Genomic DNA, 25,209 nt, shown 5'->3' on the forward strand with positions numbered 1-25,209 from the left:
ATGAGCAACATCAGCCCCGGTGCCGCTCGGCCACGCAATAGAGTTGGGTGAGGGAGTAGTCCAGCAACGCCTGACACGAGCGCATGTAATGGTGAGCTCGGGCAAAAGGAAACCACACACGGTTGCCTACGAGCACCTGGGCCTCCTCCAACTTCTGGCGCGGAATCCACTGGCCGCCGAGGTTGCGCACCAGCACCTCGCCCAGGTATGCGCCAATGGCTGGCACGGCGCGCTCGTCAATGACTTCCCGCGGGCGGCTCGTCGGGAACTCCTCGCGCCAGAAGTAGGAATCGACGTCCGTGAGGGACTCGGGCGTCGCCTGGAAGACGGAGGGCACCTTCGTGTGCAACAGGGCCACGAGGCGCTCGGCGAGGTCGCCGTAATGCTCGCGAGCACGCTCCGGGGCGTCCACGTCCGGAGGCAGGGCGGACTCGGCGGGGCGCCACTCCTCGGGCTCGGGTGGCTGCCAGGCGTTCAATTCGGCGATCTTGCGCTGGCGCTCGTGACTGGCGACGCGCTCCACCACGCGCGAGAGGAGAGGCGCTACGTCCGGGTGGAAGCGGGGCTCCACGGGAGCGAGCGTAGCACTGCGCTCGCGCAGGGTGCGCAGCACGGTGTCGAAGTCCAGATCAGGGCGGAGGTGGACGTGGGCACGAGCCTGGGCCTGGCGCGCCTCGTCGCTGGCGAAGTCGGCAGCGGTGGGCCACGTCACCAGGAGGACGGAGCCGTTTGGAAGTTCCTCCACCCGGTGGGCTGGCGTGGACAGCATGCGCTCGCGACCCACCGTTTCCACCAGCTTGGGACCGAAGACGTTGAGCCAGAAGACCTCGTAGATTTCGTCGAACCCGTCTCGAATGGAGGTCTGCTGATCGCGGCCGAAGCGGGGGGAACCCGCCAACTGCGCGTCATCAGCGCTGTGGGCCCTCGCATGAGTGACCGGATAGCGGGAGGCCCAGGCGCGCACCATCTCCACGAAACCCTGGCAGAGCCGCGCCTCAGCGAAGAAAGAGAGAGGCTTCACCTTGATGATGATGTCCAGTTCGGGAGCCCGCGGTGGGAGCCACAGCCAAAGCCGGCTGTCTAGCGCGGGCCACTTCGTCCGATAGAGTCCGATGGCCGTGCTGTTCCCATCGCGCCGCTCTTCCAGTGCCTTCCAAATGGCGTCGCGAGCGTATTTGCGTTGGCGCTTGCCGGTGATGACATCCGGCATCCACCCGCCTGCATACTCCTCCAGCGCTTCAAGGAAAGGCTCTAGTTCACTTGTCAGTGCGGCCTGTGGATTCATGGCGCCCTTGAAGATGAGCCCAAGGTGGTCCTCGCTCTTCTCGCCGTGAAACTCCAGTACTTTCATTGGAACAGCACCTCTACTTCCGGAACCTGACTCCTGGTTTTTTCCATGGCTGCATCCAAGTAGTCTGGATTCGTAGGTTGGAGTTTGCCACCCTCGTAGACGAGGCGAACCCTCGGAACCCGCACCTCACTGCCTCCCGGGAGAAGGGGCTGGAGGGATTCTCGGCGGATGTCCAGCGTCTCGCCGTAATTGCGTAGAGCCTCCTTCGCATCGGCAATCATCTGTGCCTCCAGTGCCGTCTCTCTCAACCCCGAGAGGTCCCGGCTCTTGAAGCTGAACGTCTCCACCCGACGTGGCCGTCCGGCGAGCTCGCCCTCTTCGATGACGAGCACGTCCGCGAAGCGCAGGCCGGAGCCCGGCTTGCTCACGCCCACGTTCGTCTCGATGCGGGGCCTGGCGAAGTCGCCGAGGAAGCGGCGCTGCTCGCGTGGCAGCTGCGCGTCGGCTTCCAGCCGCTTCACCATGACGCGCTCGAAGGCCAGCCCTCGGGCGAACCACCCTCGCATCTGCTCATAGGCCTCCCACGGCAGGGGGCCCTTGGCCGCCTTGCGCTCCTTCACCTCACCCAGGCGCTTCTCGTAATACTCGACGTACTCGGGCCAGCGCGGGTTGCCCCGGGCCCCGGGTGGCGGGGCGTCGAGAGAGGGACGCTGCTTCTCCAGCATGCTCACGTCTCTGGGCAGGCGCGGGCCCGTGGACTCGAGCTCCAACGCCGAGAGCTTTGCTTCCACCACCTCCCGCGTATGGCCGGTCCCCTCGTCTACCAGCGAGACCAGGCTGCCCGGGCGCTCGGTGCCACGCACCTCCTTGGGGGAGGAGGTGCCCGAGGCCCCGGGCCTGGCCCTGGACATCAACGGCCGTGCCTTGGCCACACTCCCCCGGGACTCATACAGCGCCAGGGCGGCATCCACTCCCCCCACGGCGACGAAGCGGCTCGCCTCCCGGCTGGCTCGTAGGTAGCGGGCCAGTTCCCGCAGGCCATCCACGCCCAGCAGCCCTTCCAACTGCCGCGCCGTGTGCTCGAGGGCCCGCAGTCGCAGCTCCATCGCCTCGAAGCCGGTGAGGAGTTGTCTCCCCATGCCCGGTGCACCTCGGGCCTCGGAGAGGGAGCGCATGCCCTTTCCTCCCGCGTAGAGGGCCACCAGCAGCGCCGCCGGCGCCAGCTCGCGCGTGGCCTGCTCGTACCTTCCCCGCGCCAGCGAATGCGCGCCATGGCCCGTGCTGGCCAGCAAACCGTAGAAGCCCAGCGGCACGCCGAAGGTGAGCTGGTCCAAGCCGCCCAGCACCACGTTGCCGGCCGAGAAGTGCTGCTCCGCCCACCTTTTCTCCGCCTCGTCGAGAGCCTCCTGGTAGTCCGGTGGCAGCTGGCTTCGTATCGTGGAGAAGGCGAAGGCCGCCCCATCACCACGCATGGGAGAGCTGGAGAGCGCGTCCCTGCCAGCACGGGCAAAGCCTCGGCCCACATCGCTCATTTCAAAGTCCCGGTCCGGACGGGCCGTGGGTTTCAGGCCTCTCCTTTCCAGTGCGGTTTGGAAGGCGGGCAGGACCGCGAGTATCTCCTCCAGCCGCTTGTCCTGGGCCAGCAGGAAGAGCATCTCCCTCAAGTCATCGTCATGGGCCGAGTTGACGGTGAAGAGGGCGAGCACCTGGGCCCTGACGGCTCCATGGTTCTCGAGGGCATTCACGAGGAAGGAAGCACGCTTGCGGTTGAGGAGGCGGGCGGCATCCTCGCGCGGTGTGCCCTGGGCCCCGAGCCGTACGGCGCGCCAGTCATCCAAGGCCTCCACCAGCCGGGGCATGTCCACGCGCTCCTGCAGCGCGAGGAATTCCGCGGGCGAGGTGCACGTGAGGAAGGGAGCGAGGAGCGCCTCCGCGTTTCCGGAGGAGAAGTCGGGCCAGCCTGGGGGCACGGCCTCACCTCCGCAGGAGGGTGGGCCTTGGGTAACACTCGCCAGAGCAGCGTCCCAGCCCAACCCCCGGGTGCTTCTGCTGCGGTGCAGCCACTCCTCCTCTGCCGACGCGGTGGATGCGAGAGCGGAGGGGGCACCGAGGGAGAGAGTACGCGGACCCTCGGGGTGTCTTCCACCGGGTCGCGGTGCCAGCGTGACGCAGCCGGTAGTCAGCAACGCGGCCCCCAGCAGTAGCGCCGCCCACCTGTTCGCCCGGGCCTCAGCGTGCATCATCCACGGTCAGTCCCAGAGAGGCGTAGGTGCCCGGCCGCAACGCCCCGTCCTCCTCCGAGCACAGCAGGTCGCAGTCACCGTACATTGGGACAGGTCCCCTCTGAAGCCGACCCTCATGACGGCGTGCACCGCGAACCTGGCATGGATTCACCGCTCTCCAGGGTGGCGTTACCTCTGGCCCTCATGCCGTGGCAGGCGCACGGTGAAGGTGGTGCCCTCTTCCAGCGTGGAACGTACATGGATGCTCCCGCCATGGGCGAGGGCGATCTGCCGGGTGATGAAGAGCCCCGGACCAAGGCTGCCCTGACACGCACCGGCCTCCGGTCCCCGCCGGTAGGGCTCGAAGAGGTTCGACAGGGTCTCCGGTGGGATGGGGTTCCCCGCGTTCTCGTTGTGCAACTCGAGGAGGCTCCGAGTAGCGCGTCGCTTCACTCCGGCCCGTGCGGAGACCCGTCCTCGGCGGCTTCTATCAGGGCCCGATTGGAAACCTCCAATCGGAAGTCCGGTGTGAGCCAGAAGTTGGCATTGCGATCCTCGCCGGTGATCTTGAGCCAGCGAAACTCCGGTAGGGTACGAAATGCCCTCGTAAGGAGCGCGTCTACAGCTTGACGGGCCAACCCGCCTTCCCGTGTAATTCCGGAGCGACGGATGGCACGCCGCGTCGCCTCCAGAGGTGCGCCGTGTCCACCCGTCATCCTGGCGCTCGCCCTACGGGCGCACGTCTGGGCCCTTGCTCTCGCGCCTGGGCCCTCATTGTCCTCTTCCAGTTCGCGTGTGCTACGGGCACTCCCCCTGGCAGCCTCCTTGCTGGCTACCGCCACAACTCGCTCACGCCCTCACCAGCACCCATGGAGCGTGTGGCCGCCACGGTGGAGCCCGGGCTCGAGTCGGCCACTGTGTACGTCGTGGACTTCATGGAGCCTGGTGCCGTCGCCACGCGGCCAGTGCCCATCCCCAGGGCCGAGTTCCAGCAGGCCTTCCTGCGCCTCTCCCGTGACGCGGGGCCAGGCGCGAAGACGCCACGGCAGGCCGCCCACGAGTTGCTGAACCTCATGGCGACGCAGCCAGACGCCCCGATGGTGGCCGTGACGGGCTACTGGAAGCTGGAGCACCACCGCGGCGAGGCCCTCACCTGGATACCCGAGCGCCAGGAGGGTCCTGTTGCCCTCACTCCCCAGGCAGAAGAAGCCCTCAAGGAGAAATACTTCCAATGGTGTGAGCGCCAGGGTGGGGGCGACTGCCTGGGCCTGCTGGACGATGGGCCCTACCTTCGCGCGGATGAACGGCGGGCGTTCGCCCTGGCCCTGGCCTTTGGCTCGGTGCTCGACGAGACGCGCGACGCCCTCAAGCGAGAGCTGTTCAGCGTGCAGGCTCTCGTGGCCATGGTCGTCTGGACGGTGGCTCTGTACTGCATGATGTGGGTGGTGCCCGAGCCGACGACCAAGGCCATTGCCGCCGGCATGACCCTCCTCCTGGTGGGCTACCTGGGCCTTGAGACGGTGTACGGGCTCATGGACGGCTGGGCCCGCATGGCCGACACGGCGAACCACGCCACCACCTTCGAGGAGCTGCGCGCAGCCGGTGAGGCATTCGGCACGGTGCTGGGCGAGGACGCCGCCCGGGCCATGATTCTCGCCGTGGCTACCCTCAGCGGGCACACACTGGGACAGGTACTGCCGCGGGTGAAGTCACTTCCGAGATTCAACCTCGCGGGGGCACAATTCGAGGCTCAGGGTGGGGCCGCCGTCATGGGGCGCCTGGAGGTGACGGAGGCGGCGCTCGCGATGGAGGGGGCCCTGGCCAAGGCCGTAGCGGCGGCGGAAACGGTAGCCACGTCTCCGCAGGGCCCCATGGCCGTGGTGATGCTCAAGAAGGGCTCGGGCGCGAGCGCACGGGTCCCTGGGGAGCACGGCTCCGAAACCGTCATCCGCCACCGGGGCGGCAACCGGCAGGTGGAACTTAGCGACGGCCAGCGCTGGCATCTACCGCGCGGCAAGTCGGCTGCGGACATTCCCGCTGAAGACAAGGTGGGCGACATGCTCCAAGAGGCCGTCACCCGGGCCGCTAACGAGTGGGGATCCCAGTGGCTCTCTGGCGCCGAAAAAAGGGCCATCGCCGAGGCTCAGAGGAAAGGCGAGTACTGGCTGGCAAGGTTGCTGGAGCGCGAGGCCCGGGGGCGTTTCGTGGAAAATAGGGTGCGCGAACAGTTCCAACACCTCTACAACTTCAGCCGGAGCAAGGGAGTCGATGTGGAGGTCCCCGGAGGCTACAAGTACGAGATTCTCTCCGGCACAGACTCGAATCTGGCGCGGCATGGCAGGCGCATGGCGGGCGAGTTCTTTCGGATGCTCACCTTCTGAGAAGGCAACGGATGCTCTACAACAAGGTCTTCTACGAGGGCCGGGAAATCGAAAACGAGCGGTTGGAGCTGACGGACAAGGGCTCGCTTTATTTCCTTGGCCACGGACTGACGCTGCGCAACTGCACCATCGTCCTGAAGGTTTCCGGCAGGAACGTGTTTCTGACCGGCGCGCGTTTCATCGACTGCACCTTCGAGGTGAAGCAGGAGTTGAAGAACCACCAAGCGTGGGTAGCCGCGTCCCTGAAGGGCTGCCGGTTCAAGGGGCGCCTGACTGGGTGTGATTTCGGGCACTGGCCTGAATACAGCAGCCTGCCGGGGTATGAGTCCGGTTCCATTGAGGACTGCGACTTCTCCGAGGCCCGATTGGACGCTTGCCGAATCATGGGTTCTGACCCTTCCACTATTCGCTTTCCCAAGTGGCCCTGCTTCACCATCCTGGACCCCATTGGTCGAGCCCGCGAGATGCGCAGCGTCAAGTGGCCGGGCCTGGTCGGCGATGTCATCGTGGATGATCTCCACACCCATCCGCCTCGTACCAAGGCCCTGACCTACTACGCCCCCATTTTGGCTGAACGGCTCGAGGCCACACTCGAAGAGCTCCGGGCTGTCATCGAGAAGTTCGACTGCATCGTCTACTGACCCGAAACTGGCGCGGCACAGCCGTCGCATGGTGGGCGACCCCTCTTCCGGATGCGCCCGTGCAGATGACGGCATCGGCGGCCATGCCGCCACCGACAGCCTTGCCGATGGGCTCGCCTGCGCACCGCCGCTGAACCAAGCGAAGAGCGGAAGAGCCACATCACCAGGGCAAGTCCTCGCGAGCCATTACTCTTCATAGACAAGCCCTACCGGTTCTCCCGCTACCAGCTTCTCGAGGTCGTCCTCTCCTTTGAGCTGGAACTGGGAGTAGGTGACCTCGACACCTTCCTCGAGTGGATCATCGTCACACTTGATGATCTTGCGGACGCCCGCGAAGACCCAGCGGGCCGGATGGTCGTCCCAGAAGAACGTGCCCGAGCAATCACCCTCCGAGGCCAATGCCCTCGCAACTCCCTTGCATGGATTCACCGCTCTCCGCTGTCATTCAATTCCCATCAGCCCGGGATATGGAGGTCATCCTTTAGTAGCATTCACGAAGGGTGAACGAGCCGTCAGGGTGTACTTCAGAGGGCGTGCATTCGGTGAGCTCCCACACGAACACCGCAACGAGCACCGCCAGGCACACGAGTAAGGTGACCGCCAGCATCCGGTGCGGGCTCCACTGCTGAGTGCGGTACGCACTGAAAATAGAGGACATCGAGTGGGTCTCCTCGAGCTCAGAGGCCCATTGTACATGAGGTGCTCGCAATTCAGGATGGATGATGACGCGGGCCCGGCGCTACGGCATCCGGGCGTATTCGTTCATCGAGGGCAGGTAGCCCATCTGCTCGACCAGCGTATAGTCCCATGCGCTCAGGTCCCGCGTGGACGTCGCGTAGGCCTCGTCCTTCTGCCGGTACCACAGCGAGAGCACGGGCGTCGTCATGGATGCATTCGGCCCCACATAGACATAGCCCTCGAGGTTGTCGATACCATCGGGCTCATAGCCCTCGGGCACCTGCACCCCCATCACCAGCGAGAGGAAGCCTTTCCCGGAGGTGGAGCGGTAGCGCAGCAACGGCTGCGTGGATTGCAGCACCGGGAACGTGTGCGGCACATTCGGGCCGAGGATGTTCCCCTCGAAGGACTGGACATGCGGCAGATCCAACACGTACTCCTCCGCGTCTTCCACCTGGGGCACGTACCCGTCGCCGTTCGGCGCCGTGGCCGCCAGGGCCGTGGTGAGGAATTGGTTCGTCTGCGATTTCTTGAATCGATAGAGCCCCTTATCGATGTACGTCGAATAGGAGAACAACCTCGAGCCCTTGCCGATCAGCTCGTCCGCCGAGAGCTGCTCGCAGAAGAACGGCTCGTGCTCGCGCTGGCGCGGATCCGGCAGGCTGTAGGAACACGAGCCGCCATACTTCAGCGTGGACCAACGCTTCTTCGTCAGACACAGCGCCTTGCCCTGCACCGCCCTGCTCTCGCCCGTGGGGTCGGAGACATACACCGGCGTCGCCGTCCACGCCGACTCGAAGAAGAAGTCACGATCCGCTCCGAAGGGGCCCGCCGAGACGTACTTCGTGAGCGGATCCTCCGGCTCCACCTGCGTCTCCACGTTCCCCTTGTTGAACATGATGAGCGGCGTTCCATGGAGGGTATTGGGCGTGCCCTCCCCGCAGTAGTCCGCCATGGCCATCGCCGTGCAGGCCGCGTGGTACTCGAAGGCCTCGACGATCGACGTCGCCGGAACCACCGGCGCCCCGCGCGGCATCGGATCCGCGCTCAGCCACGGTGCATAACCCCAATCCACGCACTTGGCCGCCACCCCTCCCCCGATGAACCGCGTCTCCCTCCCACTCCTCACCGGCCGGCAGGCGAAGGAGAACGCATCCGGCTGCGTGTAGATGAGCACGTTCATCCGCGCGTCCGGATCCGCCGCGTTCACGTTCGTCTCCCCCGCCTTCACCGTCTTCCAGCGGCCGGGCAGCACCAGCGCCCACGACCCCTTCGGGCACAGATTCCCGGTCCGCGCCGGCGAGCTCCATTCCACCTGGTACTCCCAGACGGTGCTCGACTCGACGTCCGTGTAGACGTTGGCGTGCCGCTGTGCCGCGACGATCTTGAACGTCACCAGCTGGTCCCCCACCTCCGCGGAGAAGCTCACGTTCCTGAACTGATCCCCCCTCCTGAGGCTCCCCTGCCACGTCCCCACGAGCTCGCCGCGATCGATCTCCACCTGCTGGAAGCCGACGCCCTGATACCTCGCGCTGCTCAGCAGCAGCGTGACGGGCTCGAACTGCCGGTCCATCGTGCCGTGCAGGTGCGTCCCCTGATCGCTCTGATAGCCCCCCGTCTGCGCCCAGGCCGTGGTGGCGAAGAGAGCCAGCATGCCGCCGAGGAACGTCGCCCCTACCCGCTGCTTCCTTCGCGTCCCCAACTCCATGGATCCTTCCTCCCCGAGCGCCTCGCGCCCGCTTTCCCGCTGTCCTCTAGCAAGGGCCTTGCCAGGGCAGCTGGAAACGGAAACTCAAAGAGCCGGGTCGGGGACGGGTGGATCCGCGCAGACGCGCAGGCCGACGAGCGGCGTGCGCAGCGAGGGATCGCGGTTGGTGTAGTGGTTGTTGCTCCGGGCGTCCATGAAGCTCTGGTAGTAGCTGCCGCCCGAGTAGAAGGTCGAGTCCGGCATGGCGTTCAGGTGCACCCATTCCCAGACGTTGCCGGAGAGGTCCGAGACGCCGAAGGGACTGTCGGAGGCGGGGTGGCTGCCCACCTCGTCGGGGCCAAAGGCCAGGTTCTTCTGCCCGTAGGCACGATCGAAGTTGGCGTCCTCGGGCCCGAGCTCGTAGCCGTGGGGGTAGATGCGCGCGTCCGCACCGCGGGCGGCCCGCTCCCACTCGTAGATTTCGCACAGGCGCGCCCCGGGCAGCTTCCCCGTGCGCGAGAGCCACGCCACGTAGGCCCGGGCATCGTCCCAGGAGATGCCGGACACGGGGAAGCGCAGCCAGTCCTGCTCCACGAACCGCGTGCGCTCCGGGTAGCGCACCCGCTCGCCCTCGCGCGCGAGGAAGGTGTGGTTCCGCGGCTTCAGCAGCAGCTGCCACTGCCCACCGGGCAGCTCCGTGAGCTCGACGCTCCCGTTGAAGTGCTGGACTCGCGGCCGGCGCAGCTCGCGCTCGGCGGGGGGCAGCTCGCGCAGGAAGCGCAGCCAGTCGGCGTACGTCACCTCGTGGCGGGCGATGAGGAAGCCGCCCGTGCGCGCCTCGTGCAGCGGCTGCACCCGCAGGATGTTGCGCCGGATCGTCTCCTCGTCCTCGCTGCCCACCAGGAAGCGCCCGGGGGGCACGTAGACGTAGCCCTCGGGCACGGAGGCCGGCAGGGGGATGCTCAGGCGGAGCCGCTCCCCGCGTGTCACCCGCACGGGGTAGTACACCGGCGGGCGATCCGGCAGCGACAGCACCAGCCGGTACGAGCCCGGTTCCAGCTCCACTCCCGTCAGCGGTGTGGTGCCGAGCGGCCGGGGCTCGGAGGGCCGGAGGTATCCGCCCTCCCGGAAGTAGCGCTGCACGGAGACGGTGGCGCCCGTGGGGCCGCTCTCCACGTCCACCCGCGCCGGGGCCTGGAGGCGGCGGCGGTACTCGCCGGTCCCGTCGTACAGGTCGAGCTGGCGCGACAGGTCCTCCCGCAGCGAGGTCTGGTGGGCACGCTCGGCCAGCAACAGGCGCTCGTAGATGGCACCCGCCAGGAGCTGGCGCGTGTCCTCGCGGCCGGGATCCTTCAGCAGCGCCTGCCGCAGCTCCTGGTTGATTGGATCATGCAGCTCCTCGTTCAACCGGGCGGCCTTCCGCAGGGCGCTGGCCCAGAGCTCCTCCCCCTTCTTGTCGTCCCGCACCTCGAGGGTGGCGAAGGCCTGCCGCCGGAGCGACTCGACGGCGGCGCTCTCCCGGCGCGCCTCCTCGAGCAGCTCCCGCGCCTTGTGGAGGTGGGCATCCACCTCGCGCCGCGTCTCCCACCGCGTCAGCACGAGGTTGCCTCCATAGGCGAACCCCGCGGTGAGCGGCAGCGCCAGCACGGCCCCGAGCCGCACCAGCCGTCCCCGGCGCACGGCCCGGCGCGAGGCGGCGAGGAAGTCCGCCTCCTGGGGCGCGAGCCCGCCCGGCTCCAGCGACGCGACCTCCGCCAGGGAGCGCGCGCCCCACAACGCGTCCGCCGGACGGCCCAGCCTCCGCCACTCCGCCGCCGCCCGCTCCAGGCGCTGGTGGGCCGCCCGCCGCTCGGCGTCTCCGGCCAGCCAGCCGCGCAGCAGATCCCACCCCGTCAGCAGCGCCTCGTGTGACACCTCGTAGGTGGCTTCACCCTGGGCCTCGCGTGCCACCAGCAGGCGCCCACGCACCAGCGCCTCCAGCGCCGCCCGCTCCTCCTCCGCCTCCACGCCACCGCCCAGCAGCTCCGCCGGGGTGCGCCGCGCCCGCGTGCCCTCGGCGGTGACGAGCTTCAGCAACAGCCGGCGCGCCGCGAGCCGCTGATCCGGCAGCAGCCGGGCGAGGACTCCATCCGCATGGCGGGCCAGCGCCCCCGAGACGCCTCCGAGCGCCTCCAGCGCCGCGGCGGGAATGAGGTGCCGCTCCACATCCCGCGCCTCCCAGAGCTCCGCCAGGGCGAACTGGAGCAGCGGCAGCCCTCCCTCCGCGCGTCCCGCCGCCACCAGCGCCTCCACCAGCGCCTCGGACTCGAAGGCCACTCCCCGGGCCCGCGCCGGAGCGGTGATGGCCTCGCGCAGCCCCGCCTCCGACAGCGGCCGCAGCAGGTACAGCGCCCCGGAGAGCATGTCGCCCAGGCCGGGCAGCGCCGCCAGCCGGGTGAGGAAGTCCCCGCGCGCCGTGGCCAGCACCCGCACACCGGGCAGGCCCTCCGCCAGCGTCCCCAGGGCCTCGGAGACGAGCGCGGCCTCCTCCGGCTCGGCCAGCGTGAGCAGCTCCTCCAGCTGGTCCACGAAGAGGAGCGTACCGGTGGCGCCCTGGTGCGTCCGCAGCAGCCGACCCAGCCCCTGGGGCCCGGCCCGCAGCGCCTCCACCACCCGGGCCTCGTCCAGCCCCGGCAGCGAAGCCAGCGCGGAGGCCAGCGCCGCCACCGGGTGCCTCCCGGGAACGAGCGTCACCCCCGTCCACCCGCCCCCGAGCGCCCCCTCCGCCACGCGCGGCAGCAGGCCCGCGCGGCACAGCGAGGACTTGCCCACGCCAGAGTCACCCGCCACCAGCACGAAGGGCTCGGCGCGCAGCCGGTCCAGCAGCGCGCGCACCTCCGCCCCGCGGCCGAAGAAGACACCGCGCTCCTCGGCGGAGAAGGCGTGCAACCCCGGGTAGGGCCGCTCCGTCACCACCAGCTCCGCGTGGCCTCCTTCGCGCAGGGACTCCAGCGCCTCGCGCAGCTCCTCCCCCGAGGAGAAGCGGCGCTCGGGCTCGAGCTCCAGGCACCGCTCGATGATGGCCGCGAAGCGTGGCTCCATCCCGGGCACCTTCGAGGTCACCGGGGCCGCGCGGCCGCTCAGCACGGCCTGCCGCAGCTCGCTCAGGCTCGAGCCCTGGTGCGGGGCGTGGCCCACGCACATCTCGTAGAGGACACCCCCGAGCGAGTACACGTCGCTGCGGGCCGAGGCCGGCTCACCGCGCCACACCTCGGGCGCCATGTACCGGGGCGTGCCCACCCAGGCGCCCGCGGCCGTCAGCCCGAAGGCCTGCCCTTCCCCTGGCTCCGGCTCCGGTGACTTCCCCGACGCGGGCTCGCTCCGAGCGGGTTTCCCCGGGGAGGACAGCGTCGCCAGGTCATCCTCGCCCGTCCGCTCCCGCGCCTCCGGGAGGGAAGAGGGCGGAGGCTTGCCCGGGGAGGACAGCGTCGCCAGGTCGTCCTCGCCCGTCCGCTCCGTCACCGGGGGCGACGGGGCCACCCACCGGGGTGCTCCGTCTCGCGCTCCCTCGGCGGCGTCCAGCAGCTTGGCCAGGCCGAAGTCGAGCAGCTTCACCTCCCCATCCTCGGTGAGCATGGCGTTGGCGGGCTTGATGTCGCGATGCAGCACGCCCTTGCGGTGCGCCGCCGCCAGCCCCCGCGCCAGGCCGATGCCCAGTCCCAGCACCTTCTCCCACGGCACGGGCCACGACTGCTTGTCCAGGCTCTCGCCGCGGATGAACTCCGAGACGAGGTAGGGCCGGCGCAGCACCTCGCCGATGCGGTGCACGGCGACGATGTTGGGGTGCTGCAACCGGGCGACGGCCCGCGCCTCGGTGCGGAAGCGCTCGCGCTGGCCCTCGTCCGGGGCGACAGCCGAGAGGAACTTCACCGCGACGAGCCGGTCCAGCAGTGTGTCCTGGGCCAGGTGCACCTGTCCCATGGCCCCATGTCCGAGTGGACGGACGAGCCGGTACTCCTCGAACGATGATGGGGGCTCCCATTGGGGAGCGGGGGCGGCCACGGCCGGGCATTCTCCGCTGCCTACCGCTCACGGGCAATGCTTGCGCTCCAGGCAATGGCTGCCTCCCTCACGGCAAGAATTGCCTGCCCGTTCCCCCTCCGTCTTCATGGCCGGACCCCCGCTCCCTGTTCTGGGGAGCGGCATGCCCCTTGCTCTTCCAGGCTCCGCGACGACGCGGGGCACGCGCTCTCCGCGGCGGCGGTCACAAACCAGCGCATCCAAGTCCATCGAAAAGCAACTCAGGAGAAGATCATGGCTGAAGTCAAGAACGTGGTCCTGACCGTCACCAACAGCGCCAACGCGGGCAAGAAGAACGTGAAGGTCGACTACACGTTGCTGTTCGATCCCTCCGAGGCGGGAAAGCAGTACCAGGTGGCGATCAGCCTCATGGGCGAGGACACCCCGTCAGATGAAGAGCCGCCCAAGCCGTTCGTGTTACCCCAGCCGCTCTACACCTTCGGGTTCGGCCTGATTCCCCCGCAGAAGTACACCGTGGTGACCGCGCAGGCGGGTGAGCAGAGCTTCTCCGAGACACGTGAGGTCGACACCTCCGTCCTGAACGAGGATCCCGGTGTCAACATCATCCAGACGCCGTCCGGCAACCTCAAGATCCCTCACCCTGATGAGGTGTACGCGGCCGTCAACGTCAGCCGGGTCGCTCGTTCGAACACGGTCAATTTGTTCATCTGAGCAGGGCTGAGCAGGAGAGGGCCTCCCGGAATCCACCCGGGAGGCCCTCTTGGCGCATTACAGCCCGTACTGCTTGCATTTGAAGGTGAAGGTACGCAGCGGCATGCCGATCAGCTCGGCGGCCCGCGCCTTCACGCCTCCCGTCTCACGCAGGGCCTTGGCCATCGCCTCGCGCTCGATGGCGCGCAACTCCTCGGAGAGCGGCACGCGGCGGAGCGGCTCGGAGTCGGCGGGGACCTCCGCCGGCGCGGCCTCCGGCTCCGACGAGCGGGGCGATGCTCCAGCGGTGGGAGGCGCGGGAGGCGACAGCGCGGCGAGGATGCGCTCGGGCAGGTGGCCCGGCCGCACCACCGCCTCCGTCACCGTGGCCGCCACGTAGTCCAGGGTGTTCTTCAGCTCGCGCACGTTGCCCGGCCAGCCGTAGCGCTCGAGCATCACCAGGGTCTCGGGTGCCAGTGACATCGGCTCGCGCCCCGAGGCGGTACAGGCGGCGGCGAGGAAGCGCTCGGCCAGCACGCGTACCTCCGCGCGCCGGTCTCGCAGCGGGGGCAGCACCACGGTGGCGGCTCCGAGGCGGAAGAAGAGATCCTTGCGGAAGCGCCCCGCCTCCACCTCCTTCTCCAGGTTGCGGTGCGTGGCGGCGACGATCCGGACGTCGATCTCCCGCTCCTTCGTCCCGCCCACGCGCAGGATGCGCCGTGTCTCCAGCACGCGCAGCAACTTGGCCTGGGCGGCCGCGGGCAGCTCGCCCGCCTCGTCGAGGAACACCGTGCCCCCCTCGGCCGTCTCCAGCAGACCCGGCTTGGCGGCCATGGCCCCGGTGAAGGCACCCTTCTCGTGGCCGAACAGCTCGCTCTCCACCAGCGTCTCGGCGATGGAGGCGCAGTTGATGGCCACGAAGGGCTTGCCCGAGCGGCGCGACCAGTGGTGCACGGCGAAGGCGGCGTTCTCCTTGCCGGCACCCGTCTCGCCGAGGATGAGCACCGTCAGCTCGCTGGCCGCCAGGCGGCGGATGAGCTCGTAGAGGCGCAGCATGGCCGGATCGGCCACCACCACGGTGCGCTCGCCGAGCACCAGCTCCGTGGCCTGTGCCGCCCGGCCGCCCTGGCCGGGGAGCGAGGGCGGGGAGGACGCGGCATACAGCACCAGGTTCACCTCGCCGATGGACACCACGTCGCCCGGCTGGAGCGGAGACACCTCCTGGATGAGCTGTCCGTTGACGCGTACGCCGTTGTGGCTGTCCCAGTCGGAGATGCGCACCTGGCCGCCCTGGACATAGAGCCGGGCATGGCGGCGGGACACCGAGCGGTCCGTGACGCGGACATCCATCTCGGTGGCCCGGCCGATGTTCAGTTGCCCCTCGACCGGCAGGTCCACCATGGACGACGTCGTCCCATCGACCACGAGCAGGCGGAACCGCTCGACATTCTTGCGCACGTTCACCTGGCCCACGCTCCAGGTCTGATCGTCACCCTCGTCCATGGGGCTGGATTGTAGCCCCAGGGACGCACGGGCGGAGTATCCGGCTAGTAGAGCCCGGAGTAGGTGTTCATCGAGGGCAGGGAGCCCATCGGCGCCGCCTGCCAGGGGGCGATGATGTACCCGGGCCACATGCTGCTGGTGGTCGTCAGGAGGCCCGGGCCCACGTCCTTCCGCCAGAGGCGGAGCACGGGGGCACCGGCCGGGGGTGGCCTGACGTAGATGTATCCCTCGAGGTTGTTGGACCCGTCGGAGGCATAACCCGGGGGTACCTGAGAGCCCTCGACCAGGGTGACGTAGCGCCGCTTGCCATCGGGCTGGGTGGAGGTGTAGCGCCGCAAGGGCAGCGTGTCCTTCAAAGCCGGGACGGCGAAGGGGGCGTTCGTGCTGAAGAGGGGGCCCTCGTAGAAGGGGGGCCGATTGGCACCGATGTCCGGCAGGAAGTCAGCCGCGCCCGGGATGCTCGAATCCGGCCTGTAGCTGGCATATCTGCCCGACGCACCGATCTCCACCCTGGACGTGGTCAGGTACGCGCCGGTATTCGAGTTGACGAAGCGGTAGAGCCCCGCATCGATATAGGCGGAGTAGGAGAACAGCAGCGCACCGGCCGCCTGCAGCTCGCCCCTGGACATGTCCTCGCAGAACCGGGGCGGGTTGGGACGGGTGATGGGATCCCGGGGATCCTGCACGAAGCTGGCGTCGCTGGCGCAGGCGCCGTTGAGCGGCAGGGTGGACCAACGCTTCTTGGTCAGACACAGGGCCTTGGGACGCAGTCCGCCGGACACGGCGGTGGTATCGCGGACCGGGGCCCGGACCGCCGCCCAGGCCGCCTCGAAGAGAAACTTCCCCCCCGAGCCGAAAGGACCGGCCGCGACGTAGGGGGTCGGGTTGCCCATCCCATCCTTCCCGTTCTGCACGTTCTGGGTGTTGAACATGACGATGGGCGTGCCATCGACGGTGTTGGACCTGGCCTCGCCACAGTAGTCCGCGGAGGCCATGGCGACGCAGGACACGTGGTAGCGCAGCGCCTGGTCGAGCGTGGTGGCCGGATAGACACCATTGCCCGGAAGAGCGTCCTTGTTCAGCCAGGGCGGGTAGCCCCAATCGACGCACTTCGCGGCCACGCCTCCCTTGGCGTACCAGAAGGTTCCATTGGCGTTCTGCGTCTTGATGGGCACGCAGGCGAAGGAGAACTTCGCCGGATTGTTGGAAGGAACGAAGGTTCTTTCCTCCCAGTAGCCCGGCAGCGCGAGTGCCGGCCTGCCGTCCCGGCACAGATCGCCACTGCCATTCGGCGACGTCCACGTCACCTGGTACTCCCAGGCGGTATTCGACAGCTTCCCGGTGTAGACGTTGGTGTGCCGGGCGGCCGATTTGATCGTGAACGTCACCTGCTGGTTCTGGCTGTTCGTCGTGGTGAAGGTCACGTCCTTGAAAGCAGTGCCTTTCAACGACCCGTCCGTCTGCTCCAGCTTGCCCTCGACGAGCGAGACCTTGATGCCCACGCCCTGGAGCGTCGTCGCGGAAGCCAGCGGTATGCCGATGCGCTCGTAGAGTTCCCCCGCGCTGCCATTCAAGCGCGTGCCCTGATCGTTCTGGGTCCCCCCCTGCTGGGCCCATGCCGTGGTGGCGACAAAGAGAACGAGTACGCCCCCCTTGAACGCGGCCCCTGTCGACCGCCCCCACATCGTCCCGAAATTCATCGACCTCTCCTCCGTGAGCGCCCGAGCGCTCCTGACGGGGTGTCCTGGTGCAAACGCCCTACCAACACGCTCCCGTGAGGTGGAGCCCCGCGGACGGCAGGATCTTGCCCGGGCTCCAGGCAAGACTTGCCCGCCACCGGCCCCTCCACCGGGCAAGGTTTGCCCGGTCTCAGGTGAGCCGGAAGATGTTCTTGAGCCGGCCGAGGATGTGGCTCTCCTCGGTGATGGGCGGCGTCTCGCCCGAGGCCGTCATCACCGCGTCCAGCTGCGTGCGCCGGTGCGCCAGCATCCCCGATAGCTTCGGCGCCAGCTCGGGGTGCTCGCTGAACAGGCGGGCGAACACCGGCCGGTCCAGCTCCAGCAGCACCACGTCCGTGAGCGCCACCACGGTGGCCGTGCGCGGCTCGCCCGTCAGCAGCGACATCTCTCCGAAGTAGTTGCCTCGCGTGAGCCGCGACACCTCCACCCCGTTGGCCCTCACGGACAGCTCCCCCCGGCCCACCAGGTAGAAGGTGTTGCCGTGCTCGCCCTGCTCGATGACGTGCTCGCCCCGGGCGAAGCGCTTGGGCACCATCTCCCGCCTCAGCCCCGCGCGCTCCTCCTCCCGCAGCACCTTGAACAGGTCCACCCGCCGCAGCATCTCGGCGATCATCTCCTCGGGGAAGTCCGACCCCGCCGGAGCACTGTTCATGTGCATCTTCCGGTTCGGATAGGGCAGCTCGATGCCCTCGCGCCGGAAGCGGTACCAGAGCCGGGTGTAGATCTCCTCCATCACCCAGTCCGCCTGCCCGAAGTCCTCCACGAAGTAGCGGATCTGGTAGCGGATGCCCACCTCGTCGAAGCCCCACGTGCGGCAGATCGGCGGAGGCTCGCGCAACACCAGCGGCACCTGCTCCAGTGAATCCAGCACCGCCTCCTTCACCTCGTTGGGCGCTCGATCGTACGGCGCATGGAAGTAGACGTCGGCTCCCACCGGCTGCGCCCCCCGCGAGTAGTTCTTCACCGCCTCCTTGGAGCAGATGTTGTTGGGCAGGGTGACGATCTCCCTGCGGCCCGTCTCGATGCGCGTCGCCCGCCAGGCGATCTGCACCACCCGGCCCGTGACGTCCCGGATGGTCACCCAGTCCCCCACCTGGAAGGGGCGCTCGAGCTGCAACGACAGGCCCGCGAAGAGGTTGCCCAGCGTGTCCTGCATCGCCAGACCGAGCATCACCGAGAGGATGGCCGAGGTGGCCAGCAGGCTCGTCAGATCGACGTCGAGCTGCGTCTTGAGGATGGCGATGAGGGCGACGATGTTGAGCGAGACGTCGATGACGTCGCGGAGGATCTTCGGCTGGGGGATGCGCGAGCGCAGCCGCAGAAGGTACAGGCCGAAGGACACCACCGTGCGGATGCCGCCAAAGGCGAGGGTCAGCATCCACGCCACGCGCAGCAGCTTGCCCACCTGCGGATACGGGAGCGGATCGAGCTCGGCATCCACCGCGCGCAGCACGAGGAACATCATCAGGAAGCCGAGCCCCCCGCCGAGATCCTTGCGCAACTGTTGATCCGAGCTCAGCGCCCGAGCCGCGAGCACCAGCAGCGTGAGGACGACTCCCACCGCCAGGGAGGTGTGGCTCTGCAGGAAGGGAAGCACGCCGCGAGCCTGCGCTCCCCTCTGTTGGTGGGTCAAGGCACGGAGAGTCTCGCTACACGGGTGGGAACACGGGGACGGAGACCCTCACCCCGCCCCTCTCCCGGTGGGAGAGGGAGGGAGGCGCGAATTTTTCGCTCGATTCACAATCCGATGCTCGCCCGGTAGAAGAGGGCTCCACCCTCCGAGCCCCGAGCCATGAAACGTCACGCCCCCTCCGCCGAGCGCAACCGCGAGCCCATCCTCTCCGTCCTGCGTGAGGTGCTGCCCTCCCGGGGCACCGTGCTCGAGGTGGCCAGCGGCACGGGCCAGCACGCCGTCTTCTTCGCCCGCGCCTTCCCGGAGCTGGTGTGGCAACCCACCGACGCGGACCCCTCCGCTCGCGAGAGCATCGAGGCCTGGCGTCAGGAGGAGGGCCTGGCGAACCTGCGCGCACCGCTCGCGTTGGATGCCAGGGCTTCCACCTGGCCCGTGGAGTCCGCGGACGCCATCGTCTGCATCAACATGATCCACATCTCCCCGTGGGAGGCGTGCCAGGGATTGATGCGGGGTGCTGGCCGGGTGTTGCCTCCCGGCGGGCCCCTGGTGCTCTACGGGGCGTATTTCATCGAGGGCCGGCCCACCGCGCCGAGCAACCTCGCCTTCGATGCTTCCCTGCGCGAGAGGAATCCGGCCTGGGGCGTGCGCGAGCTGGGCGCCGTCACCGCGGAGGCCTCGGCCCACGGGCTGGAGCGGGATCGCGTGGTCGACATGCCCAACAACAACTTCACCGTGGTCTTCCGCAAGCGCGGCGGGTGAGCGGCGAGTCCTCCCCAACTTCTCCACAGCCCCGCCGTCCACTCCCGCGCAGAGGCACCTAGACCTCCTCGAATCGCGTGCCTGTAGCGCCCATGCGCTCCAAGATGTCCCGGATCTCCTCGGCGACGATGAGTGTGCCTGACCACCCCTCAGGACGGAACACCTTGGCGTTCCCCACCTTCGACTTGTCGATGCGCAGGCGATCCACGCCCATGTAGTGCCCGACCTTTTCGGGTACTCCATGCGCTGGCGTCCAGAAACTCACCTCGGATGCCTCTTCGTCGATGCACCGGATGAGGCGCGTTGCCACGAGGACGAGGTACTGATCCGGTTGACCCTCGATGTCCGCCGGGATGAGCTGCACGTCGCCAGGGGCACGCTCCGCCAGCATGGAAGCCACCTTGATGTGGACGACAGGGACCCTCAATCCCGCTTCCGTGTAGTCCAACGGTTTTCCCGCCATCTTGATGGGGATTTTCAACCGTCCCTCCACATGCACGGGCGTTCCTCTCTTGAAGTCCCAGTCCTGCACCTTGCGGCCATGGCGATCGATGGGAGTGGCCAGGTGCCAGCGGTGGGGAACATAGACATCATCGGCGAGGTCGAAGAAGCGCTGGGACATAGGAAGGTTCTAGCGTCATTTCCCCAGGGTGATGAGTCGGTTCAACTCCGTTCCGGGTGTGGCGATCTTTCTGGCGATTCCGCCGCGCTCACCTCCGACAACAGGATGCCCTCGCGACCCGCAACCTGCATCGACACCTGGGCCGAACCGGGCAGCGTCCCCACCTGCTCCGCGAAGCTCTTCGCCGTGTGCGTCAGCAGCGAATCTGCCACGGCCTCATGACTTCACCCCTTCTCGTGAGCAACGAATCATCACGGCGCGGGACACGGGCCGGATCGTGCCACACCCGGACACGCGGCTCGTGGTGCGCTGCGGCACATGGCGAGCGTCCAGGCCGGATATGTCGTAAGCAGGAGGCCATGTCACGCACCCTCGGGGCCTCCGGGCCCGCCGTGTCACCTCTGGGATTGGGACTCGCCGCGCTCGGCCGTCCCGGGTACATCACGCTCGGACATGGAGGGGACCTCGGCCGGGACCGCTCCGTCGAGGCCATGGAGCGCCAGGCCCATGAGGTGCTGGATGCCGCGTACCGCTCGGGCATCCGCTACCTGGACGCCGCGCGCTCCTACGGCCGGGCCGAGCAATTCCTCTCATCCTGGCTGGTGTCTCGTGGCGTACGCCCCGGGGAGGTCGTGGTCGGCTCCAAGTGGGGCTACACGTATACCGCCGACTGGCGCGTGGACGCCGAGCGCCACGAGGTGAAGGACCACTCGCTCCCCACCCTCCGCCGGCAGTGGGAGGAGAGCCGGACCCTGCTCGGCTCCTGGCTGCGGCTGTATCAGATCCACTCCGCGACCTTCGAGAGCGGGGTGCTCGATGACGCGAGCGTCCTGGAGGAGCTCGGGAAGCTGAGGGACTCGGGCGTGTGCGTGGGGCTGACGCTCAGTGGACCCCGGCAGGCGGAGGTCCTGCGGCGCGCATTGGACATCCGGGTCGGAGGGTCACCGCTGTTCTCGTGCGTGCAGGCGACGTGGAACCTGCTCGAGCGCTCCGCGGGTCCCGCGCTCGCCGAGGCCCATGCGGCGGGCTGGGGCGTCATCATCAAGGAGGCCGTCGCCAACGGGCGGCTCACCGGACGCAACGCGGATCCGGGCCTGCGCCCCCTGCGCGAGGTGGCGGAGGGACTGGGAGTCGGTGTGGACGCGGTGGCCCTTGCCGCCGTGCTCGCGCAGCCGTGGGTGTCCGTGGTGCTGAGCGGAGCCACCACCGTGGAGCAGCTCCGGGACAACCTGCGTGCGCTGGAGGTGAAGCTCGGGGATGAGGCGTGGGAGCGGATGCGAAGCCTCGCCGAGACCCCGGAGACCTACTGGGCGAAGCGCTCCTCCCTTCCGTGGAACTAGACTGTCCACTATTCCCCCTACTGTATCATCAGCCCCTCGCGCTCCTTGCTCTCATAACGACCAGCTGAGCTCCCCACCTAGGCTCTATTTATGGATGGAGGTATGGTCGTGTCCTCATTCTACATTGGCTTACGTTCCTGCTTCGGAAGTCCCCTCTTATGCCCTCTGCTTCGCCCGATCTTCCTAGGCCCATTCCGGCAACTACCGAGGCACTCTCGAAGGTGCTCGATAACAAGCCAGTCCTATTTGTGGGCGCAGGCCTGTCCATGGCGGCTGGTTACCCATCAACCCAAAATCTGGTCGAGGCCATGGCCAAGGCCGCCATCGACCCCATCGACACATCTCTCCCATTCTTCGAGGTGGCAGACGCCTTCGAACGCTCCGAAGGTAGGGGAGCTCTCGGCGAATTGCTACAACGCAAGCTCGGGCAGCCCCGTAGGCCCACGACTTCGCATCGCGCCATCGCCAAACTCGTGAAGGCAGGGCGCTTCCATTCCATAGTCACCACCAACTATGACCCGCTCATCGAACAGGCCCTAGCCGAAGAGGAAGTTCCTTACTTGCTTCAACCGTTGGAGGACAACGCCCCCATCACCGGGGATGGGGAGATCCGCATCCTCAAAGTCCATGGCTCTTATGACGATTGGCTGAAGGTCGTCCTCTCCGGCCGTGCCTACACTGAATTCACTTCCCGCTATCCGTTCCTGGAGAGGCAGCTTTACGTGCTCCTCCGTCAGCACCCCATTCTTTTCACCGGCTACTCCTTCCAGGATCCACGCATCCTCAACTGGATTGCGGCGCTTTCTGAAGAGGAAGCCCGGACGCTAAAGCAGTGGCGCCTCATGATCACTCAGGGGGGCTGGGAAGGAGCTCTCGCTTTCCGCTACGTGGAAGGAGGAGTGGAGCATCGAGGCCAGGACGCCATCCTCAAGGCCAACATCCGGCCACTCATTCTTTCGGGACATGATCATATCCCTAAGCTATTCGGAACTCTCGCAGCCAAACTCGCACCCAATTCATCCCCCAGCGTATTAGTCAACCTGTATACTGGTCCTAGGCTGAGTGCATCAACAGAAGGATGCCCTCAATGGACGCCTCATGATCCGCTCTCCGCATTGGACTTTGCTTCCGAACTAGACCAGCTCCGCACCCTCGCGGACATGGCTCTTCCGATGGATGAGAGTGGTAAACCGACGCCGCAGGCAATGAATGTGCTTGCTAGGATCCAAACACTCTCTATCCGCCTCGGTGAGGCGCTCACCGAGGCGCTGCTCTCCTCCGAAGCGCGTTCGAGAATTGAAGCCGCGATCAACGCCTCCACTGGAGCCACACCGCCGCTGCTGCTCTTGCGCGTCCATGCTCAAGATAACAGTGAGGCGGAGCGACGCAGAGCGGATCGACTGTTATCGCTGCCATGGGAACTGCTCCGCCTGAATGGTGAGTTCCCCGTCGAGCGAGGAGCCCTCGACATAGCTCGAGAGGCCGTCGTAGCGGGCGCTCAGGGGTTAGCACCACCTGACCAGGAACTCACAGTCGTTGCTACAATTGCTGCTCCTGTTGACGCCGTGCGTTTGGACTATGAGGGAGAAAGCTATCGTCTTTGGCAGGCTATGGGCTCAGAAGAACGCCGACTTCTCATAACTGACACAGGCACTGCTGACGGGCTAATCGATGCAATCCAATCTCACGCCCCAGTGGCCATGCACTTCACCGGGCATGGAGAGCCTGGCATCCTACTCTTTGAGGATGACGCGGCACGCTCTGCTCCGCTCTCTGTGCGTGATCTGATTGCGCGGCTGCGAGGCACCCAACTGCCACGACTCGCATTCCTTGCCTCTTGCTACAGCGCCTCGATCGAGCACCACAGCCGAGCGGCAGCAACTCACCGTATGGTAGACCCAGCAGCGCTGCAAATTGACCCCGCATCGTCCTCGGCAGCCGAATTGCACCGCGAAGGTATCCACCAAGTAGTCGCATGGCTGGGTCCTGTGGGTGACGCACTGTGTACGCGTGCGGAGGAGGTCGTTTACGCCTCGCTGGTACGCGGGCGCACCGCACGAGAAGCGGTAAGGGAGGCACGGCAGGCTTGCCGCTGGTCATTTTCCTCTGAGGCAGGCACCAAGCACATCCATCCGCTAGGCTGGGCACAACTCGTACTTTACCATCGAGGAGATGATCAGCCCGTAGCGCTCCCCGCTACATCAGCCGGTCCTGACCTCGGTCGTGCTGAGCGCAAACGTGTTCAGGAGAGGATGGATCACTCCACCGGGCTTGTGGGGGTCGAACGGTTGAAGTTCGGTTTTGTCGGTCGAAGGACAGTTCGTGCGGAACTCATCCACCGGTTCCGCGACGGTTGCCGTGCGTTGGTGATCCACGGCTTGGGTGGATTGGGAAAGACGGCGGTCTGTACTGAACTCTCAACGGTGTTGGCACGAGAGATGGGTGTAAGAGACAGCCAGGGACGGGTGGATCCAGTGCGAGTCGTTGCGCTCGACGGCCGATTCTCAGGACAGCGAAGTGACCCTGTAGCAGCCCTTTGGGAACAGGTGCAGTCCTTCGGAGAGGGGCCTGAGTGGGACAGTGCACTTGCTGAATTGCAGCGTGAGGGAATTACTGGCAAAGCGCTGGCAGGAGCACTCACATGGCTCAGTCGTCAAGAGGGTGGACTGCTCGTCTATTTGGATGATGCTGAGAGCCTACAGGTGCCGGTGGAACAAGGTGAGGTGGGTGCATGGAGGTCACCAGCACTTGCAACCTTTTGGCAGGGCCTAATCGAAGCTACGACCAAAGAGAAGCGGTTCGCAGTACTGGCCTCAACGCGATACGTACCAGAAGTGCCGCGCTCGGTCGCCACCTATCCGCTGCCGGTGATGAGGGAAATTGACATGGTACGCATGGTACCATGGTGGCCTGCGTTCAAAGACCTCAATGCTGCGGATGTATCATGGCTCGTAGAGCGGATTGACGGACATCCTCGAAGCCTGCAGTGGCTCGACGGTCTGGCATCCGCGTGGATGGAGAAACACTCGGCACCAGGGAGACCATTTAGCGGGAAGCTGCGACAAGAGATGCTTGAGCCGCTCTTACGAGAACGGGATGCGAAGCTCAGCACAGATCTGCTGCTTCCAGAATTGATTGCAGTCGTAGGAAAAGAAGCGCGGGACCATCTGCAGCGCTGCACGGTGCTGATGGGACCAATGCCCTGGGGAGCCATCGAGGCGCTGGAGGACGTAGAGGGCACGGGCAAGCGTCTAGTGAGTATGGGACTGCTCAGTGCATTCGAGCCACCACGCGGAGGCGAACCATTTTGGGCTCCTCATCGTGTTGTGGTGAATGCCATGGAAAATCTAACTTCAGCAGAAGAACTTCAAGCACACTCGCGTTTGGGAAGTTGGTGCAAGGCCGAGTGGGAAAAGGATCGGAATTCACTCGGCAGGGCAGAAGTGACAGCTTGGCACTTATGTAACGCAGGACGGGGAGATGCTGCCTGGGAGCCAACGATCGAGTTGGTATTGGCTCTGTGTAGCTCCGCTCGATATCAGGAGGCTCTGGAACGGGTGGACCGAGTCCTGAGTACAGGAGTAAATGGACCGATACGTGGTTTGGCTCTCACCTATAAAGTGCAACTCGAAGAGTTTTGTGGCAGATTGCTGGCAGATGCAGAGGAGCGCCTGAAGGAATCCATCGAACTGGTTGCTGAAAAAGATAGAGCATTTGTACTCTCACAACTTGCTAGGTTATTTTGGAATAAGGGACAATTAAATAAAGCCGCAGCAACACTAGAAGAATCCGTCACATTAGAAATCAATCAAAGAGGTGAGACGGCTCCTCAGGTAGCTTTAGCTTTGCACGCCCTAGCTCAAGTGCTAATGCGACAAGGGGACCTGCTTGGTGCTCGCAAGCGGCTCAAGCGTGCCATACGCCTATTCATTAAAGAATTCGGTTCAGATGAAAACCCTAACACAGCAGCATCTTTGCATGAACTTGCACGAGTGCTCCATGC

At 66.5% G+C, this 25,209-nt stretch carries 16 protein-coding genes and 1 pseudogene; 6 read left to right on the forward strand and 11 right to left on the reverse strand.

What is annotated here, in order from left to right:
* Positions 1 to 10: 10 nt before the first annotated feature.
* The 3 genes from NR810_RS45530 to NR810_RS45540 form a co-directional block, all read right to left on the reverse strand.
* Positions 11 to 1,351, reverse strand: a complete 1,341-nt coding sequence (locus NR810_RS45530) for a hypothetical protein (protein WP_257461916.1) — start codon at positions 1,349 to 1,351, stop codon at positions 11 to 13.
* On the reverse strand, positions 1,348 to 3,261 hold the full coding sequence (locus NR810_RS45535; RefSeq protein WP_257461917.1) for a hypothetical protein: 1,914 nt from the start codon (positions 3,259 to 3,261) through the stop codon (positions 1,348 to 1,350). The genes NR810_RS45530 and NR810_RS45535 overlap by 4 nt, the downstream gene beginning before the upstream one ends.
* Before the next feature lie 441 nt (positions 3,262 to 3,702).
* Entirely contained in the window at positions 3,703 to 3,966 is a 264-nt protein-coding gene (locus NR810_RS45540; RefSeq protein ID WP_326522550.1) for a sensor histidine kinase, read from the reverse strand.
* 248 nt (positions 3,967 to 4,214) lie between these two features.
* Between NR810_RS45540 and sitA5 the strand changes: the two genes are divergently transcribed.
* Together sitA5 and NR810_RS45550 are read left to right on the forward strand one after the other, a co-directional pair.
* Positions 4,215 to 5,894: a SitA5 family polymorphic toxin gene (gene sitA5, locus NR810_RS45545; RefSeq protein WP_456062045.1), complete on the forward strand. Its 1,680-nt coding sequence runs from the start codon at positions 4,215 to 4,217 to the stop codon at positions 5,892 to 5,894.
* Between the two features lie 11 nt (positions 5,895 to 5,905).
* Positions 5,906 to 6,535 (forward strand): hypothetical protein, encoded by a 630-nt coding sequence (locus NR810_RS45550; protein ID WP_257461920.1) that lies wholly within the window; start codon positions 5,906 to 5,908, stop codon positions 6,533 to 6,535.
* A gap of 186 nt (positions 6,536 to 6,721) precedes the next feature.
* Here the strand turns inward: NR810_RS45550 and NR810_RS45555 are convergent, their stop codons facing one another.
* From NR810_RS45555 to NR810_RS52690, 3 genes are all read right to left on the reverse strand, one after another.
* Complete coding sequence (locus tag NR810_RS45555; protein ID WP_257461922.1) at positions 6,722 to 6,934, reverse strand: hypothetical protein; 213 nt, start codon at positions 6,932 to 6,934, stop codon at positions 6,722 to 6,724.
* A gap of 340 nt (positions 6,935 to 7,274) precedes the next feature.
* Positions 7,275 to 8,921: an ADYC domain-containing protein gene (locus NR810_RS45560; RefSeq protein WP_257461923.1), complete on the reverse strand. Its 1,647-nt coding sequence runs from the start codon at positions 8,919 to 8,921 to the stop codon at positions 7,275 to 7,277.
* Positions 8,922 to 9,005: 84 nt separating this feature from the next.
* Entirely contained in the window at positions 9,006 to 12,941 is a 3,936-nt protein-coding gene (locus NR810_RS52690) for an nSTAND1 domain-containing NTPase (protein ID WP_257461924.1), read from the reverse strand.
* Positions 12,942 to 13,193: 252 nt separating this feature from the next.
* Here NR810_RS52690 and NR810_RS45570 point away from each other — a divergent pair, with 252 nt between their 5' ends.
* Positions 13,194 to 13,631, forward strand: coding sequence for a hypothetical protein (locus NR810_RS45570; RefSeq protein WP_257461926.1), 438 nt, complete (start codon positions 13,194 to 13,196; stop codon positions 13,629 to 13,631).
* Positions 13,632 to 13,688: 57 nt separating this feature from the next.
* Here the strand turns inward: NR810_RS45570 and NR810_RS45575 are convergent, their stop codons facing one another.
* The 3 genes from NR810_RS45575 to NR810_RS45585 form a co-directional block, all read right to left on the reverse strand.
* Positions 13,689 to 15,113, reverse strand: a complete 1,425-nt coding sequence (locus tag NR810_RS45575; protein WP_257461928.1) for a sigma 54-dependent Fis family transcriptional regulator — start codon at positions 15,111 to 15,113, stop codon at positions 13,689 to 13,691.
* 44 nt (positions 15,114 to 15,157) lie between these two features.
* Complete coding sequence (locus NR810_RS45580; RefSeq protein WP_257461929.1) at positions 15,158 to 16,813, reverse strand: ADYC domain-containing protein; 1,656 nt, start codon at positions 16,811 to 16,813, stop codon at positions 15,158 to 15,160.
* A gap of 169 nt (positions 16,814 to 16,982) precedes the next feature.
* Positions 16,983 to 18,449 carry a mechanosensitive ion channel family protein gene (locus NR810_RS45585; protein ID WP_257461930.1) on the reverse strand — a complete coding sequence of 489 codons (1,467 nt, stop codon included), beginning with the start codon at positions 18,447 to 18,449 and terminating at the stop codon, positions 16,983 to 16,985.
* A 195-nt stretch (positions 18,450 to 18,644) separates the two neighbouring features.
* Between NR810_RS45585 and NR810_RS45590 the strand changes: the two genes are divergently transcribed.
* Positions 18,645 to 19,244, forward strand: coding sequence for a class I SAM-dependent methyltransferase (locus NR810_RS45590; RefSeq protein ID WP_257461931.1), 600 nt, complete (start codon positions 18,645 to 18,647; stop codon positions 19,242 to 19,244).
* Between the two features lie 58 nt (positions 19,245 to 19,302).
* On the opposite strand, the gene NR810_RS45595 is transcribed toward NR810_RS45590, so the two are convergent.
* Both NR810_RS45595 and NR810_RS45600 read right to left on the reverse strand, forming a co-directional pair.
* The gene (locus NR810_RS45595) at positions 19,303 to 19,866 is read right to left on the reverse strand and encodes an imm11 family protein (RefSeq protein ID WP_257461933.1); all 564 of its coding nucleotides are present in this window, start codon (positions 19,864 to 19,866) and stop codon (positions 19,303 to 19,305) included.
* A 74-nt stretch (positions 19,867 to 19,940) separates the two neighbouring features.
* Positions 19,941 to 20,078 (reverse strand): annotated as a pseudogene (locus NR810_RS45600) (AHH domain-containing protein); the annotation flags it as partial.
* A gap of 147 nt (positions 20,079 to 20,225) precedes the next feature.
* Between NR810_RS45600 and NR810_RS45605 the strand changes: the two are divergent.
* Both NR810_RS45605 and NR810_RS45610 read left to right on the forward strand, forming a co-directional pair.
* A complete protein-coding gene (locus tag NR810_RS45605; protein ID WP_257461937.1) occupies positions 20,226 to 21,206 on the forward strand; it encodes an aldo/keto reductase in 981 nt (326 codons plus the stop codon).
* Positions 21,207 to 21,427: 221 nt separating this feature from the next.
* On the forward strand, positions 21,428 to 25,209 hold a 3,782-nt coding region (locus NR810_RS45610; protein ID WP_257461938.1), incomplete at its 3' end, for an SIR2 family protein.

Source organism: Archangium lipolyticum, assembly GCF_024623785.1.
In the GTDB taxonomy this organism is placed as follows: Bacteria; Myxococcota; Myxococcia; order Myxococcales; family Myxococcaceae; genus Archangium; species Archangium lipolyticum.